Origin of the sequence: Gardnerella sp. KA00243, from assembly GCF_049244105.1 — a bacterium.
GTDB classification, from domain to species: domain Bacteria; phylum Actinomycetota; class Actinomycetes; order Actinomycetales; family Bifidobacteriaceae; genus Bifidobacterium; species Bifidobacterium leopoldii.
In genome coordinates this window covers 156,966-173,509 of the sequence record NZ_CP058375.1, presented here as the reverse complement: position 1 = coordinate 173,509, position 16,544 = coordinate 156,966, and the positions used below count along the sequence as shown (strand labels likewise).

The 16,544-nt window shown below is 36.6% G+C and carries 18 protein-coding genes and 2 pseudogenes; 4 read left to right on the top strand and 16 right to left on the bottom strand.

All coding sequences use genetic code 11. The features are described from left to right. The first annotated feature begins 267 nt into the window (after positions 1-267). Together HXT50_RS00785 and HXT50_RS00780 are read left to right on the top strand one after the other, a co-directional pair. A complete protein-coding gene (locus HXT50_RS00785; RefSeq protein ID WP_032842270.1) occupies positions 268-546 on the top strand; it encodes a type II toxin-antitoxin system RelB/DinJ family antitoxin in 279 nt (92 codons plus the stop codon). A gap of 371 nt (positions 547-917) precedes the next feature. Beyond that, positions 918-1,157, top strand: coding sequence for an IS3 family transposase (locus tag HXT50_RS00780; protein WP_421776902.1), 240 nt, complete (start codon positions 918-920; stop codon positions 1,155-1,157). 39 nt (positions 1,158-1,196) lie between these two features. Here HXT50_RS00780 and HXT50_RS00775 read toward each other — a convergent pair whose 3' ends face one another. From HXT50_RS00775 to HXT50_RS00745, 7 genes and pseudogenes are all read right to left on the bottom strand, one after another. Further along, positions 1,197-1,442, bottom strand: a complete 246-nt coding sequence (locus tag HXT50_RS00775) for a hypothetical protein (RefSeq protein WP_004573997.1) — start codon at positions 1,440-1,442, stop codon at positions 1,197-1,199. Positions 1,443-1,813: 371 nt separating this feature from the next. Continuing rightward, positions 1,814-2,754 (bottom strand): annotated as a pseudogene (locus tag HXT50_RS00770) (hypothetical protein). Positions 2,755-2,877: 123 nt separating this feature from the next. Then, positions 2,878-3,387, bottom strand: coding sequence for a GNAT family N-acetyltransferase (locus HXT50_RS00765; RefSeq protein WP_116971426.1), 510 nt, complete (start codon positions 3,385-3,387; stop codon positions 2,878-2,880). Between the two features lie 202 nt (positions 3,388-3,589). Beyond that, entirely contained in the window at positions 3,590-4,234 is a 645-nt protein-coding gene (locus tag HXT50_RS00760) for a helix-turn-helix transcriptional regulator (protein ID WP_004573989.1), read from the bottom strand. Positions 4,235-4,631: 397 nt separating this feature from the next. Then, complete coding sequence (locus tag HXT50_RS00755) at positions 4,632-4,928, bottom strand: type II toxin-antitoxin system RelB/DinJ family antitoxin (RefSeq protein WP_004104912.1); 297 nt, start codon at positions 4,926-4,928, stop codon at positions 4,632-4,634. A gap of 149 nt (positions 4,929-5,077) precedes the next feature. Next, a complete protein-coding gene (locus tag HXT50_RS00750) occupies positions 5,078-7,969 on the bottom strand; it encodes an ATP-binding cassette domain-containing protein (RefSeq protein ID WP_421776901.1) in 2,892 nt (963 codons plus the stop codon). A gap of 100 nt (positions 7,970-8,069) precedes the next feature. After that, complete coding sequence (locus HXT50_RS00745) at positions 8,070-8,504, bottom strand: hypothetical protein (RefSeq protein WP_421776900.1); 435 nt, start codon at positions 8,502-8,504, stop codon at positions 8,070-8,072. 771 nt (positions 8,505-9,275) lie between these two features. On the opposite strand from HXT50_RS00745, the gene HXT50_RS00740 reads away from it, so the two are divergent. Further along, complete coding sequence (locus HXT50_RS00740; protein ID WP_421776899.1) at positions 9,276-9,527, top strand: type II toxin-antitoxin system Phd/YefM family antitoxin; 252 nt, start codon at positions 9,276-9,278, stop codon at positions 9,525-9,527. 238 nt (positions 9,528-9,765) lie between these two features. Here HXT50_RS00740 and HXT50_RS00735 read toward each other — a convergent pair whose 3' ends face one another. From HXT50_RS00735 to HXT50_RS00720, 4 genes are all read right to left on the bottom strand, one after another. After that, a complete protein-coding gene (locus HXT50_RS00735) occupies positions 9,766-9,912 on the bottom strand; it encodes a hypothetical protein (RefSeq protein ID WP_162720527.1) in 147 nt (48 codons plus the stop codon). After that, complete coding sequence (locus HXT50_RS00730; protein WP_004136341.1) at positions 9,899-10,384, bottom strand: NUDIX hydrolase; 486 nt, start codon at positions 10,382-10,384, stop codon at positions 9,899-9,901. The genes HXT50_RS00735 and HXT50_RS00730 overlap by 14 nt, the downstream gene beginning before the upstream one ends. A gap of 190 nt (positions 10,385-10,574) precedes the next feature. Beyond that, a complete protein-coding gene (locus HXT50_RS00725; protein WP_421776898.1) occupies positions 10,575-11,066 on the bottom strand; it encodes an NUDIX hydrolase in 492 nt (163 codons plus the stop codon). A 46-nt stretch (positions 11,067-11,112) separates the two neighbouring features. After that, on the bottom strand, positions 11,113-11,451 hold the full coding sequence (locus HXT50_RS00720) for a hypothetical protein (protein ID WP_004573940.1): 339 nt from the start codon (positions 11,449-11,451) through the stop codon (positions 11,113-11,115). A gap of 129 nt (positions 11,452-11,580) precedes the next feature. Here HXT50_RS00720 and HXT50_RS00715 point away from each other — a divergent pair, with 129 nt between their 5' ends. After that, positions 11,581-12,384, top strand: coding sequence for a sulfite exporter TauE/SafE family protein (locus HXT50_RS00715; protein ID WP_415707252.1), 804 nt, complete (start codon positions 11,581-11,583; stop codon positions 12,382-12,384). A 744-nt stretch (positions 12,385-13,128) separates the two neighbouring features. On the opposite strand, the gene HXT50_RS00710 is transcribed toward HXT50_RS00715, so the two are convergent. From HXT50_RS00710 to HXT50_RS00690, 5 genes and pseudogenes are all read right to left on the bottom strand, one after another. Beyond that, positions 13,129-13,740, bottom strand: a complete 612-nt coding sequence (locus HXT50_RS00710; RefSeq protein WP_004573936.1) for a CadD family cadmium resistance transporter — start codon at positions 13,738-13,740, stop codon at positions 13,129-13,131. Between the two features lie 511 nt (positions 13,741-14,251). Beyond that, positions 14,252-14,503 carry an integrase gene (locus HXT50_RS00705; RefSeq protein WP_421776897.1) on the bottom strand — a complete coding sequence of 84 codons (252 nt, stop codon included), beginning with the start codon at positions 14,501-14,503 and terminating at the stop codon, positions 14,252-14,254. Between the two features lie 159 nt (positions 14,504-14,662). Next, a complete protein-coding gene (locus HXT50_RS00700; RefSeq protein WP_421776896.1) occupies positions 14,663-15,553 on the bottom strand; it encodes a GIY-YIG nuclease family protein in 891 nt (296 codons plus the stop codon). 129 nt (positions 15,554-15,682) lie between these two features. Continuing rightward, a pseudogene (locus tag HXT50_RS00695) lies at positions 15,683-15,961 on the bottom strand (hypothetical protein). Positions 15,962-16,144: 183 nt separating this feature from the next. Further along, the gene (locus HXT50_RS00690) at positions 16,145-16,324 is read right to left on the bottom strand and encodes a hypothetical protein (RefSeq protein ID WP_004104935.1); all 180 of its coding nucleotides are present in this window, start codon (positions 16,322-16,324) and stop codon (positions 16,145-16,147) included. Positions 16,325-16,544 lie beyond the last annotated feature (220 nt).

Genomic DNA, 16,544 nt, shown 5'->3' with positions numbered 1-16,544 from the left:
CAAACATAATGACAAACATCATGTGCAATGCGTGTTTAATACTGCTAAAGAATATGTATCTTAAGCTGTTTTATGTGCTTTTATATGCCTTTCAAACCGTTCTTAAGACTAGCGATCATTTGGGCAGTCATAGCGCAACACCTCATAAACTTAAATGTGCTTTACGTGGAAAATTATATGAGCATTACGTCAAAAACTCAAATATAAGCAACCACAAAACATTTGTTTAACATTTGCAATACATTATAAGTAGTTGGAAGTAATAATATGTCTAAAACTGCAAACATCAACATACGTATTGAACCAAGTGTAAAACAAAGTGCTGAAGACTTATTTGGCAGCTTCGGAATTTCCGTCACTGATGCTATCAATATTTTCTTACGAACTTCCATAATGGAAGGCGGTTTCCCATTCATAATTAAGCAGCCACAATATAACACTGAATCACTGGCTGCTATGGAAGAAGCTAGAAGAATTTCCAGAGACCCTAACGTACCATCGTATTCCTCTATGGAAGACCTTAAGAAAGCGTTGTTGCAAGACTGATGTACAACGTTAAGTTCACGAATGCCACATCAAGGCAGACTGGTTACTTGTTTATTTACTAGAGGATGATATTCTCACATTCACATTCGCACTTTTAGTAACTGCCATATCAACCAACCTCCATACACACACCATAAAATACTGTATCGCATATTGCAACACATTTGCACGAATGGGATTTTTTGACTGTCATACACGATTTTTATGTTCGCATTACTACATCAGATAGCACGATCAAGCACCGTGATGGTAGGAAGCCCCGCTTATTTTCTCGTTTGAGTTTGAACATAAAAATAGCAGATAAAGGGAAGGAAATGAATTTACACCAAAGTGAGGGCTTAATCGCTAACAGCATGCTCGCAATATAAAAATTGCAAATAACGTTCTCATTGCATAACTTTTTCGCAATTTGTCATCTAAGTCGCAGTAGCTGGGATAGTACAGAAGAATTACGTCAAGCTATTCATACTTATATTGATTTTTACAACAATCACAGAATTAAAATGGGGCTTAAAAGACAATTATGGAACATCGTGCTATGGTTGCACAAAATGTCTAAAAATTGTCCTAAGCCCCTTTTGTTTTCAATGTCAAGTAATGCTGAATGTTAAGCTTTTTTAGCTTAATAACAGCGAGTTTTCCGTGGTATTTCAACGATAACTCGGGTTTTTAGACACACTTTTTTGCCGCTTATCCTCAAAAATGGTTCCTTCATTAGGCAACGACATCGTTGTCATCAAAGCAAGCATGAACATAAGCGGACCGAGCGCATTCCCATACGTTTTGAACATCACACCAAAATCATGGCCGAATACCACCATCGACAAGTAAAGGAACATAAAATTCACAGCTGTAAACAGAACCAACTTCAGCACGAACATAAGAACCTTGTACATAAGAATATTCTCCTCACTTACTCCACGGAGTCGCACACCAAATAGGTTTAATACTCATTCTATCCAATAATTTTTTGCCATACAATTGTTGTTGTTATTTTTGATAACACATAAAATGTATAAGGTGTTCTAAGTTTTACTTGTAACAAATAGAAATAGGGTTATGCTGTCCCTTTCACGGAGATTTTTGCAGCAAAAACTAGGACTTTTTTGAACTTCTATTGTAATTACTTTTATAGTTACTTTTGCATAAACCACCCTGGGTGCATAGATAAACACCAAATTCTCAGCTGCAAGTCTTTTTCGATTATAGTCGATAAATTTATCATTTTTTACATTTGTTTCTATTATAAACGAAACAAATTAAAAATTCACCTTTTAGGGTGCTGCTTGATAACGAAAATAATATCGGTAAGCACAATACCAACAACTACGCTTATCCATGCCAAGCTCGGTGTAAGAAGCCAAGCGAGAACACCGAAGATAAGCAGTCTAAGCAATACAGCAGTAGTCAAAAAAGACCAACTTTTTGTTGGGCATTTCTGTTGGCCAGCCTTCAATGCTCCCATCAGAACCATAACCGCAGCCGCCGCGCAAGAAAATAGCATATTGCCCAAGAATATGACGAGTAGCGTGCTCCAGCCATCGATAGTACCCAGCATCCACCATTGCAGCATCAATGCAAGCACAAATATAACGACATCGTATACTGCTTCCATCAGCATATTCGCAACGATTAACGAGGAGAATGTTAGAGACACGCCTCTAGGAGTGTCTGTTTTACCTGCGCTCGCATGCTGTAATGCAATCATGTTGCTTACCTCTCGCGCTTTACGCGTTCTTCTTCAAGCATTTGAACGCCAAGCTCAACAGCTTTCTTTGAAGCTTCCTGTAATTGCGCATCCGTCATACCACGCTGCCAAGGCTTTTCAAAAACAAACAGCAATACACTAGTAATCGCTGCGCCAATAATAATGCTTAGCAGCGTAGTATTGGAAACAAGCAATAAAGCAATACCAGAGGTCACCAGCAGCCTGAGAACAAAATCGATGATTCCAATGAGCAAATCGCCAGACCCGTCATCTGGCCTTCGATGCCTATCCCACTGCAGATACGCTGTGCTTAGCAGGGAAAACACCACAACACTCAACGCGAGTATGACCACAGTTTCCCAACCTAGTACGCGGTGCCCTACGAACTGCTGTACAAGCAGCGCAATAATAAGCGTGCAAATGCCAGCAACAGTTTCTGTAATCACATGACCCCAAAAAGCATGCTTGAAAAGCACTGGCCTTACATTCGTCTCACTCATCATCTTTCTCCAGAAAATGCAATTACGGAATATCGTGCTTTGATTATACAAAATGTATAAAAAATTGTCCTAAGCCCCGATTGAGTGGTCAGTATAGATAAAATTTAATATTTTTTCTATATATTAATCTAGATTAATCCAATACCTTCTTGTCGTAACATTTCCTCTTGATAAGCTATTTTTCACTTTGTTCTCCAAAATTCCACCATTATTTTCTATAACTTTTATCGATCCAATATTGTCATCATCACATGTAATCAAAACTTTATGTAGATTCAGAGTCTCTTTACAATATGTAAGTGCCATAGAAAGCATTTTTGTTCCATAACCCTTCATACATTCAGATTGCCTAATTTCGTACCCTATGTGACCACCATAGTTAATTAAAAAAGAATTTAATTCATGCCTAATATTAATTTCACCAATAAATTTTTCATTATCTATCAGCCAAAATGTAGTAGCTCTAACATAATTTTCAGGCAGATTTATACCATGTTCATAGTTATAAGAACTCTCTATAATTGTGTCATAATTTCTAAAACGTCTTTCTGCATTCGGCCTAAAAATTTCATCTTCTTCATTTGCTTCTATATAACCTTGAATATATTTACTATCTGGTCTAATTAATTTCATAAGTTCTCCTTATTCTTAATATGCAATTCTAATAAGAATACGATTCTATTAAAATTAGAATCCATACCAGGCTGTTTAGCCTTAATAGTATTACTATTTAAAAAAAAACCACACATACAAACCTTATTAAAGAAAAATTTTTTTATTTTTCCAATAAGTGCAGGCTTTTCGAATCCATAAAATTTTTCTTTCCACCTATTTACTACTTATTACGAAGAAAACCAACTTTCATAAATTCCTTATCTCCAATACGGAACTTTTTACTATTAAACGCCACTCCCATAATTCTGCTAATAATATACTCATCAGTTATAAGCACGAAATACTGCTTATCTTTTTTATCCACCAAATAATACTGATCAGCCCCAAGAGTGGAGACAGCTTTACTGAAATCATATATGCCAAACAATGGCAATCCTCCAAGGAGAGTAGAAAACCATCCAACAAAATTATCCACTATCTTCTCAGATGAACTGTTATAAGTTTTAACAACAGTTAGCATATTGATTTCTGAGTCAGGATATTCATCTAAGACAATCTGCTCTTTAATTTTCGACTTCTTAAAACTGCTCACCCTACCGTCGAAACAATATTTATTGAGATTAATAGGCTTCTTAGTAATAGAAAAATCAACGCTATTGTTCTCATCCAAAAGATAATCAACGCTCACGCTTAGAGCAGATGCAATAAATTTCAGATTCTCGATATCCGGCAAACCCCGATTCGTTTCCCATTTTGCTACAGCAGCACGAGATACCATCAATAATTCCGAAAGCTCCTCCTGCGTCAACCCAGCTTCCAGACGAGCCTTTCTAATTTTTTCTCCCAAAGATATAACGCTACTCATAACACAACTCCTTTCAAATCACTTATTACACATCATGAAATTACTTGACGGAAACCAAATTAGTATTGAAACATTTGATTTAGATACCGCCTAATTACAAACTAACAAATAATTTACAACGGAAAAAGAAACAAGATGAAACACTATAGTTACCAACTGTAACAGCATAAGAAATCAAATAATGTAGGGAACTTTTTTACGACTATTGCGACGGTTTGTTCCCCAAAACACAAGCAACTAAATCAATAGGCACTCGAGTAAGAAACAGCCAAAACACGCTCAAAAAAACCGCTCCAAGCCAGCCTAAAGCCGTCGCATACTAAACTTTTTAACGATATAAAAAGCTATCGTTAAAAAGTTTAATTTTCTAAAACCAAGCTTACCTCACGGTTTCCTATCATCGTTCAAGCTCCTCAAAAACATCATCTATCGGATAACTATCACCTTGAACCGCCTGATCATAGCCTTTAGCTATCAAAGCATTAAACGTTTTCTCATCCATATCATCTTGTGCCGGAAGAGGCGTTGGAATAGTAAGCGGAAACGGAATTCCCTTATTAAGAATGATTTGACGGTAAAACATGTCAATAGCCGTAGCCCTAGAAATTCCAATCGTTTCCAAAATCTGCTCAGCCTGCTGCTTAATATTTTCTTGTATTCTCACATTCACATTCGCACTTTTAGTAACTGCCATATCAACCAACCTCCATACACAAATCATAAACACTGTATCGCATATCGCGACACATTCCACTTGTTGCTTCACAAACGTATACAGTATGCAATTACAATATGAATTCAAGCCCAACAATCCACCATCAGTAACGTCTCAACGAACGCAACTCACAGTACTTTTGGATTCTTATAATATTCATCAAAATTAATTACCTTATCGAATACATCACAATTAGTTTGCGCGTGCAACACAACTACAAGCTTGTTATTCCTCGTTTTAGCACATCTGATAGCTTGCATGATTATTTCACGTTCACTACAACCATCAGCATCAGTTACACTTTTGAACGTCTCATCCAACATAATAACAGTTCGCTGTTGAGAACCAATACATTTTGTAAGCGACGTGAAATCTGGAGCAACAATAGCACCGTCATCATCAAATAAGTAATCTTCAATCAGCAGACAATTCTGAGTATTGTTATGATCAAACCAATCTCGCAACAATACTGATTTACCAGCACCACTAGCGCCAATAATAGCAACTGAAGAAATACCACTATCAGCAATAGTCTTACTAAGATTCTGGTATGCTAATTCATTCCTCTTATACGCTTGCTGCTTACGCTCATAATTTTCCAAGCTGAAAACTCGTTGAGCAGTCTGGGTTAAAACTCCTGAATCTTGCAAAGTTTCAATCACATTTTCCAAGCTTGACGACAGCATTACCACAAAATACAACACAGCACTAGCAGAAGCAAAATTCATTGATGATACTGTAAGCATATAAAGTATTGAAAATTCCAACACTAAAGAGAGACTTTGCATCATGCAATTTCTCACTGTGTAAATATTGATAAAACGACGCATACGCTGCCAATACTTATTTTCTGACGAAGCATAATGATACTTGCGAGAACTATCAAAAATAGCACCTTGTGGTAAGCTTCGCGTTGATAATAACGACGATAATGCTCCTAAGAACTTATCGCGATATTGTGCTTGTTTATCCGCAGCCGTATTAAGTAATCGAGAACCGGCATACCATATTAGACAAGATAACGGCACCATAATAATCATTATGTATACGTACTGCGGTACTGCAGCAATTGTCATAGCAAGAACTATTACTGTTTGAACAATAATAAAAATAACGTGTGCAATAGCACTCGGAATACTCATCTGTAAGTCAGAAAAATCATCCCCAAGCCTACCTAAAACATCACCTTTATTATCAATATTTGAATACTTATGCAAACGCATAATCAAACGATTATGCAGTTTTGTAAGCCGCACAATTGGCACAGCATATACAGGAAAATTAAGAGCAATAATACCAACGACAATAAGCAAGCTTGCAAACAATGCAGAAGACTGAAGCATATTTAAGTTGGTGTTCGTAGCAATATTCTCTACAAACATTAACTCAGCAAGAACTATAAGTACTGTTGCTATCGGCAAACAAATAATACTAGCGGAGAACAATTCGCGCACAGTTCTAATGAACTTACCACGTGATTCTGCACCTGTAGGAATTTTCGATTCCACACAATCCGCTTGCATAGTTTTATCACTACCAGTATTCTGCAAATGATTTTCTTCAACCACACTATGCGTGACTTGCTTAGAGTTGTTACCATAAAACACACAAGGAATATACTCTGGATTACGTGCAAATAAAACAATATGATGAACTTGAGAACTTAGCATAGCTTGTGAAACTGTTTCTCGAAGCTCTGGATTTAACACAGAAAACACGTCATCAAGCACCAAATATTCCACGTCTTGAGCAAACGCCATAGCCAACACCACGCGTTGACGCTCACCAACAGATAACGTTTCAGGATTATGCAAAAACCTATCCGCAACCTCACGCGACACATTAAATAAACGCAAGAAGTTTTCGTACTTCTGACGAGTATCATCGCTCGCAATATCAAACCAAGCTTCAATAAGCCCCTGCGACATAATAGGATTACAAGGCACTAATATTTTACTACTGCTAACAATAGAATCATACGCATTCAACGCCGAGCCAGCTTCTTTAGACAAAAGAGCGAACTTATTATCAAACACAACAGAATCAGAAATATTAGTAGCATCCGCACGAGTATTCTTCATAGCATTTTGCTCTAATTGCACTAAATCCCTGTCCATTGGAAGAGCAAGCCGAATCACGCGATAATTCACAATATTATTCTGCATGGCACCATACAAATATTTAATCGCAAAAAGAATTCCAACATTAAACAACGCATTTGGAAAAATAGTTACATGAACAAGAACAACACCAGCAAGCAGTAATGTCAACCCACCTTGCTCAACAATATTACTCAATAGTTGAGGAAATATGCGCTTATACAACACTCTTTCTTCTGCTTTACGCGCATCTTCAATCGCCGTAATACCAACATTATAACGATACACTCTTGAAGCGTGAGGAAGTTTATCAATAATTTTACTGAGAAGATTACGACGTTTACCTTCTAAATCCACATAGTTCTTCCACAATACGCCAATCCAACGTATAAGGAACAAATTACCAACACATAAGAGGACTAATAGTAAAACCGCTACAATACTATTCTCGTGATATTGAACAACACAGATAGCAAAAAGAATAATAAACTGCAATATTGATAACACGAAATCAACACCATAAGCTATCTGACTTATCTGATTTGGATATGTTAATGCAGAAGACTGCAATGTTTCATCATCATTATTCTGAACAGATAAACGCACAAAACGATGGAAAGTAAGCTGACGAAACAAAGCGATAAGAAGCATCTCACAACGATCTTTAGCAATAAAACCCAATGATTGTAAGAAGAAAGATAACGCCAACTTAAACGCAACAAACCCTTCAAGAAGCGTCGAAGCAGAATGTAACGATCCCATCGTATAAATAAGCAACAACATTCCAGCAAGCTGTATCAAACCAGTAATAAAAACTGATAACACCTGCGGCATAAGAACTATAAAATATACTAAAGCACCTTTTGCACGTTGATGATTCGCAACGAACGAATCATAACGAGATACAACCCTATTTAACATATACCTCCAACATACATATTCATTCCAAACCCTCTAATCTACAAGTTTCATTAACTAATTCATCATCAGGGAAACGCTTCAAATTAAGTGCAAAATATTACTATTTCTTCTTATAACCTACAGCAACATTACCTGTTTTATTAATCCCTGGTACTTTAAGAACATCAGAACTTGACTTGTCTTTTAAATCAAATTTCCCAACTAAAAATAAAGCTTTAAGTCCTGGAGCAGGTAAATTGAACGATGAGTCAACTAACTTAATACGCTTATCTCCGAGGGTGACCTTAGACAAATCATAATGAGAATCCAGAATATCCCGCGACACAAAGAGATACAACTCATCCTTATTCATATAGTTTTCTGGTATACGAAACTCTTCCCTAGACACCGCCACCGTCTCCCAATGATACGACGCAAGCTCCGCCTTCTCATCATCGTCAGCGCATCCAGCAAGAAAAAAGAGAGTGCCTAGTAGCAGAAGTATAACAAGACAACTTTGAAAAATGTTTTTACAAAAAATAGTTTTACTTCTCATAACACTACTAGCCTCCTTTTCGTTAACACGACTCTGTATCAAATGATCATAAAACAGACTATTAAGTAAACAAGATCTACCATTCACTCTGATTACTGTAATAATCTTAATAAATATATTACTTTTTCGTACTAATTTGTCTAGATTATCAACGCTAATCTCTTCATTTACTAGCAAACTATACTCTTCATAAACAGCAAGGTTCACGAAACAGAAGAACCAGAAGAATCAATATCATCATGCACGTTTAATGCTTCCAACAATATTCCCTCATAAACGAAGCAATCACCTGCAAATCTTCACCTTCATAATACTCAACAAACAACTTCTTAAACTCAGAAACCTTATTTTTTGGAATAACCAGCAAGCCGTTACCATGAGAAATCAAATAATGTAGGGAACTTTTTTACAATTTTTATACCATTTTGTTCCCCAAAACATAAGCAACTAAATCGCACAACTACTCGACAGCAAGATCACGCTCAAAAACCACAAGAACCCAGCTTAAAGCCGCTTCGCATTAAACCTTTTAACGATAGCCCTCACTAAGCTTTGCTACACAAAGCCTAAAACGCAGCAACTAGACTGTACGCAAATAGGTATCATCAAAACGATATCTTGATTCAGTACGATTTGTAAAGGAGTGCTACTGATTCTGTATGGATTGAGAGAACTCCGAGTATAGCTACACTTTTTTAAGTGCCAAGCCACTAATATAATTGTAATCTTGATATGATTATGATACTTTTTTGATAAAAGGAGGTTAATAAAATGATTAATATTCGCCCAGTTTCCGATTTAAGAAATAAATTCCCAGAAGTAGAAGAAACAGTTATAAATTCAAATACACCAGTATTCCTTACAAAAAACGGTTATGGAACTATGGTTCTCATGAGCATCAAACAATACTCTGCCCTCACTGACGACATTGAAAGAAAACTCGATGAAGCAGATACTTTTGCCGCAAACACTTCTACGCGTCTTTCTAAAGCTGACGTCTTTGATAGCGTAAGGAGTAATTAATCAAAAAACACGAGAACACCCCTACTACAGGATTAACGTACGCAACTTTTCTGTTTTTTACGTTGTCATCGACGACACTATGGAAGTGCGCAGACTTCTATACTCAAAACGAAATATTGACGCACTACTGGAATAACTATTCCTAATAACTATCATTATTATGTTAACGATTATTAAAAAAGCTATCGTTAAAGGTTTAAGATTTGCTTAATAGCTTGATTCTTGAGTGAAAATATTACTACTTTTCCTTATAGCCTACAGCAACATTACCTGCTTTATCAATACCTTGTACTTTAAGAACATCAGAGACTGGCTTGTCTTTTAAATCAAATTTTCCATGTAACGATCTCTTACCATAATAGCGGGATTCATTAATATCTTTCATCTGAAATTATATGCTCTATTCCACTGTGCTCCGATTTAAGATATTCTTTCATAAATGTCGGGTAAGCCTTGCACTTATCAAGCTCATCTATAGGTAACCAATGCATTGTCTCTTTAGCACCTGACTCTGTAGTGCTTTGGCTCGTAAAATCTCTTTTGCCCATGGGCTTCATCATGTAGTAGAATGTCAGCTCATGGAAGTCTACTCCTTTTAAGCCAGAGCTGCCGATGAAGAAGTTCTCGTGTATGACAGCAAGATGATCGACCTCGTAATTAAGACCTGTCTCTTCAAATACTTCTCTCTTGACGGCTTCTTCTGATGTCTCGCCCATGTGAACCGCTCCGCCAACTGAGTAGAAATAGTCGTCCTCATCATTTCTTGCAAATAGCACACAACCTTCTTCGACTATGATGGCTGCTGCTCTATATCTAAATGCTTTTTTATCGTTAATAAATCCGCAATTATGTTCCATGGTTTACTCCTTCATTTTTTATCTAATGACTGTGACTTATGGTTCAAATGCAAACAAGTTCCCAATCTGAATTGAAAACCCAAGTGATTGATACATTTGTATATCACATTGTGCACAAGCAACAGTCATTGAACTTATTGCACTCGACCCTAGAGCGTTGATATCTTCCCTCAAACAGCCAAACTTGAATTTATATATCTATTGTTTTAATAAGTTTGATTGCCCTTGATGATACTAACTCGTCTTGGCTCATTTCAAAAAGGCTCTTTTTATCTACCCACTTATAATTAACCGTTTCTCCTTTTTGAAGAGCAATTGCATTTTTCTTACAATCGGTTACGCATAGATATTCAACATAAAGAGAGTGGTAAACATCCTGCACAAATCTTCCGATCTCCATAATTTTTGAAGCTTCAATACCTGTTTCTTCTTTTAATTCTCTTACTGCACATTCTAATGGTGTTTCATATTGCAATGCAGAACCACCTGCTGTCAACTCCCACATTCCACCGAATTTCTTTTCAAAATCTCTTTGCATAATAAGGTAAGTCCCATCTATATGTTTAACAATTACTTCGCCCACCAAATGATACATGCCGTCAGGAATTGGTTCTCCTCTCACTAATGTAATATTCTTTAATTTATTAAATTCTTTATCATACGCATCCCAAATCTCAGCCATAAAACCCTCCATAAGACCTGATTGTCAATTTCATTAAATATGAATTTTATCTTTCTCCAGTGGATACAAAGCCATTGTTCACTTCTACATAAAGCTTACCAATCTCAATATCCGTGATGAGCACTTGATTAGAATCAGATTCAACCTCACAAACTTCCACATCATGTGGCAAACTCACAACAATTTCAGGCATACCCTGAGTAAACCACCTCAGCCAATTCGAAGCTGAAACTTTTTTAGTTTGAATAAGCCTTATAACATTTTGCGCTTCCTCAACCCTCAATATATCTTGTTCACAGTTAACAAAGCTCACGCCAAATGTATCAGCACGTTTCACCGTTAAACGAACATCTTTCGTCTCTGCGATAAACTTCTTATTATCCATTACTTACGTTAATTAGATAAATAAATACATAAATTACAATTGAACTAGTATAGAAATATTCTATTTTTCATATAATCTAGTAAAAGTAGTGAATAAAGTACGAGGAGGTAATTTGTGAAGAAAAGATATATGTTGAGAAATATTTTTAAAATCAAATATAATTTCCAGAATATTGTTTTAATCGTTTTCATTGGACTATTAGCAGGTTTCTTATCAGGATTGTTCGGTGTAGGTGGAGGAATGGTGATAGTTCCTGCATTAACTGTTTTTATGAAATTTGATCAGCGTCATGCTAGTGCTACTTCTCTTGTTGCCATAATTATAACGTCGCTTTGTGGAAGCATTGTTTACGGTTTAAACGGCAAAGTGTCATTTTTATCAGCATTTTTTCTAATAATAGGTTCAGTTTTCGGATCACAAATTGGGGTATATTTTTCACATATTTTGCCTAAAAAAATATTTCCTTGGTGTTTTATACTTTTTGTATTACTAGTTATATGTTCTAGTCAAATTTGGATTCCGTTAAGAAATGTAGATTTTAATGTTAGTTTTTTAAAAGCTATATGTCTTATATTTATAGGCGTTGTTTCTGGTATTTTTTCAGGTATTTTAGGCGTTGGTGGCGGAGGAATTATAGTGCCATGCGTGCAACTTTTGCTCGGCATGGGAGACCTTATGGCAAGAGGAACTGCTTTGCTTGTCATGCTTCCTACAGCTATAAGTGGTAGTATTGCTAATGCTCGTTACCATTATACTCATTTTACTGAAGGAATTATTATCGGTATTTTTGCGACATTTACTGTAAACTTAGGCGCAATAATTGCGCGCAGTATTTCACCTTTTATATGCAATATATTGTTTTGTATTTTTTTGTTCAGCGTATGCTTACAAATGATATTAAAAACAGGTATTTTAGCTAAGAATAAGCGTTAAATATGTAAAGTCTTTGACTTTTATTTATTTGAAAAAATAGTTTTGAATATAAAAAGTGGGGCTTAGATTTAAGCCCCACGATATAGGAGAATGTTATAAAGTAACTTTTTACAATTATGCCATTTGAGTAACATCTCTTTTTGCTTGTATAAATTTTATTATCATGTTTTTTGCGTAATAAATAATTATGCAAACTATACTGTATATCCTCACTTCACAGGGTGGGTGCAAAGTGGCGAATCGACTTGCATGGGCGCTTTGACAGAGCTTGAAATTGTATAACGCATTTCAAGCTCCTTCAAAGCGTGATTTGGCTCAAATGTAAAGTCCAGTGGACTTTACATGCCAAATCAGCCGAACGGCTACTAATAGCCGTGAGGAATAACATAATTCGCGAATGCACTTCGATTCGCTGAGCTTGCTCAAAGTTGAAAGCACAGTGTGCTTTCAACGCAAGCGAAGTACGTTAACATCCTGTGCACTCGACCCTAGAGCGTAGATATCTTCCCCCATACAGCCAAAACACGCTCAAAAACCACAAGAACTCAGCCTAAAGCCGCCACACGCCAAACCTTTTAACCATAGCCCTCACTAAGCCTTGCTACACAAGGACTAAAATGCACCCACCTAATCAGCCTCCTGCATCTTATAGCACGGTGAAGCGCCGTGACGGTGGGAAGCACCACTTATTTTTCTCGTTTGAGTTTGAACATAAAAATAACAGATAAAGGGAAGGAAATGAATTTACACCACTTTTAGGACTTGACCTATGAAATAATTAATAGTTCCATTTTCAATCAATATATAGAGACCGAGTCCAATAAACACGACAGGTACAATTACTTTTTCGTACTTTTCCACAGTCTCTCCGATAGCAGAAATTGAGGCGAGATTTTGAGATAATTTGCATAGAATCAAAATCCCTAAGGCAAATATTACTAAACTTATACCAATCTCAATCAAACTCTTTCCTGTAAAATAGGGGATATAAATTCCCAAATTATCTCCACCCATTGCCACTGTTAAACTTGTAAATGCTAAGATTTTTGATCCATTTCCGGTAATTTTCCCCTCGATATCTTCTTCATCAATATCTTCATCCACAAAAATTGCTCTTATACCAAGACCTAGCGGAATTAGACCAAGGAGTCCGATAATCCAATCTTGTGGAATAAAATTTAAAAAGTAAGCGGCAATAAGACTAGCCAGTACAAGCAGTCCTGTACCTAAATACTGCCCTACATAAATTGATTTCAAACCTTTCTTTCCTTGACTAGCGAATAAAATAGTCAAAACAACTAAGTAGTCAATGGATGTAGAAACAAAAACTAATAAAGCGGATACTATTGTTTCCATTATTCCTCCTTTCAAAATGTTAAATTTTTTAGACAAGGGGGTGCAAAGTGTGTGCACTTTTTAACGTTAACATCCTGTGCACTCGACCCCAGAGCGTAGACATGTTCCCTCAAACAGCCAAACTGCGCTCAAAAACCGCTAGAACCCAGCCTAAAGCAGCCACGCATTAAACCTTTTAACGATAGCCCTCGCAAACCCCTGCTACACAAGGACGAAAACGCCACAACAGGCTGCAAGCACAGTAGAAATCATCAAAACGATATCTTGATTCAGTGCGATTTGTAAAGGAACGCCACTGATTCTGTATGGATTGAGAGAACGGGTAGTATAGCTACACTTTTTTGAGTGCACACTATGGATATTGGGTGCACCTTTTAACGATAGGAAAAGCTATCGTTAAAAGGTTTAAGATTGGCTTGATAACTTGATTATTAAGCATAAAAAACAGCCTAGAGATGATTCCCCTAGGCTGACTTTTGTAACATTTCAAACGCTCACAGTCTTTTGACTTTTACGATGCCCTTTCAATATTCACACTAATCTCTGATTTAAAAGTTACGCTGAACTTATCCTCGTAAACTTTTATTTTCTTGATGTACTTTCTTACCAGCTTCTCTTCATATTCACTAATATCGTGACGCTCACTTTTCAGAAAATCTTCCATTTCTCTGATTCGTCTTTTAGCATCTTCTTGACCTGCTTTTTCTATAAGAAGCTGCTGTTTCTTACCTTTAAGCTCATCAATCTCGTTGGCAGTTTTCATATATAGTTTCATAACGTGTTGAATACAATGAAACCTTGCCCTTGAACTCTGAAACTATTTATAGGAATCCTGAAACTTTGACTTGGAGCTCTGAAATCTTTGTTTTTATGCATAAAAAGGCGATATTACTACCGTTTTAATTATTTACACACAACATATTTAAATTTCTCGTTCTTCTAGCATTTTCAGTGAGATGCCATTTTCTGTTTTCCAGTCAGTCTTACCGTTTGTTGTCATTCCTAAAACAAATGAAGCAGCATAAGACGGGCTCTTAAACAAATAATTCTTAGTGAGCACGCCGTCTTTAATTTCGTTATTTTGTTTGCACCGCTGTCTTAGCTCTTTGATGGTATCTGGAATAGCATCAGAATCTGTTTCTTCAATCTGACTTCCCATCAATACCACAAAACCCTCGTTCGTTCGTTTGCAATGCGCTTCTATGCTTTTATGCGACCTTTTAATCTTTCGAGAAAGACTTAATACCAGCTCATTATCATCTTGTTCTTTAGCTGCAGGTGTTTGTGTTTTTACCAAAGGCACAAAAATCTTATAGCCTAAAACACCAAGCATCATCTTAAACTGCTCAACATAAACCTCTAACTCCGCCTCTTTTTCTTCCGTCACATTACCAGGGTTAGGATCATTACCATTCCTTACTTTATAACGATCAGTATCAATAGCAAGGTTAGTAAATTTGTTTTCAAGATAACTTATTTCCGTTGGCCCCCACGAATTGTCACTAGTCGTAAACATAACCGCTTCACTAAAGTAAAAATCGTCTTTTAGATGTTCATTAACTCTAAAAAGAACACCTTCACCATTTTTCCTAATACCAGCTTGCCCAATATATACTTCATCCTCATCATCATCATTCTTGCCAAACAAAAAATAAACGCCACACTGCTTGAGTTGTACTCTATTCTTACATTTATCTAGATAGGTTCTAGGAACTTTATAAGCTAAACCACTCCAGCTAGGAAGTGTGCATTTAATGCGCCCAGTAACCTCACCGTCCATTAAAAATAGGTTAAAAGTTTTACTATTACTCATAGGAAATTCTCTCCATCGATACTAAACTAATTCTATTATAATCAACATATAACTTTTTTAATAGCAAAAAAGCACATCAGCAAGCCGTTGATGTGCTTTTATTTTGCCTTGCCACATTTCCCTGTAAGATTAACGCTTTAGTTCTGTCTTGCTCCCATCAAGGAAAGTAAACTCAACCTTTCCATCTTGATGCACAGTTAGATAGTCAACCATGCTAAGCCAGACGTTTTCATCGAACACTGTTAACAAGTCCTGCTTTTTCAAATCCTCGATAAAATATTCAACTTCATCATGCCTCATTTGCTTGTCAACAATGCGAGCTTTTACTCCCTTAAGCCTTTATTCTACAGTATTAAACCTGTTCACTAGACTCGTATATTTTTTCTCATACTCATCCTGGTTCTGCAATTTCCGTGCATTTTCATTGATACAATTGTTAATCTTTTAACGATTACCCCTAATCACCGGCTAAACAGGACGGACATTGAGCCTGACTTTAAGATTCATAAAAAGAAGTGACTATTACTGACAGAAATCAGCAATAGTCACCCAACGTGAGATATTCAACTATTGACTTGAACCAAACAAAATTCAATCCGTCTTTCGAAGGACAGTCTTAAGCGAGATCACTGTGACACCAATAACAAAAGAGGTAAAACCAATTCTAATAGCAAGTGTGCCATCCCATATTAAGGCAACCAGCATCGCGATTAAGGCAACCGTCAAGCCGAACATCGCTACTTCACGGCAAAAACGAACGAGCTTGTCCATTTCCTTAAACACCTCCTCGTACACATACTAATAATCAGGTTTCATTTTACCTTTTGAGCTATATTTTCCCACTTCACAAGGTGGGTGCAAAGTGGGTGCACTTTTTAACGTTAACATCCTGTGCACTCGACCCTAGAGCGTCGATATCTTACCTCATACAGAAAAATAGCACTCAAAAATCACGCCAAGCCAGCCTAAAGCAGCCACACGCTAAACCTTT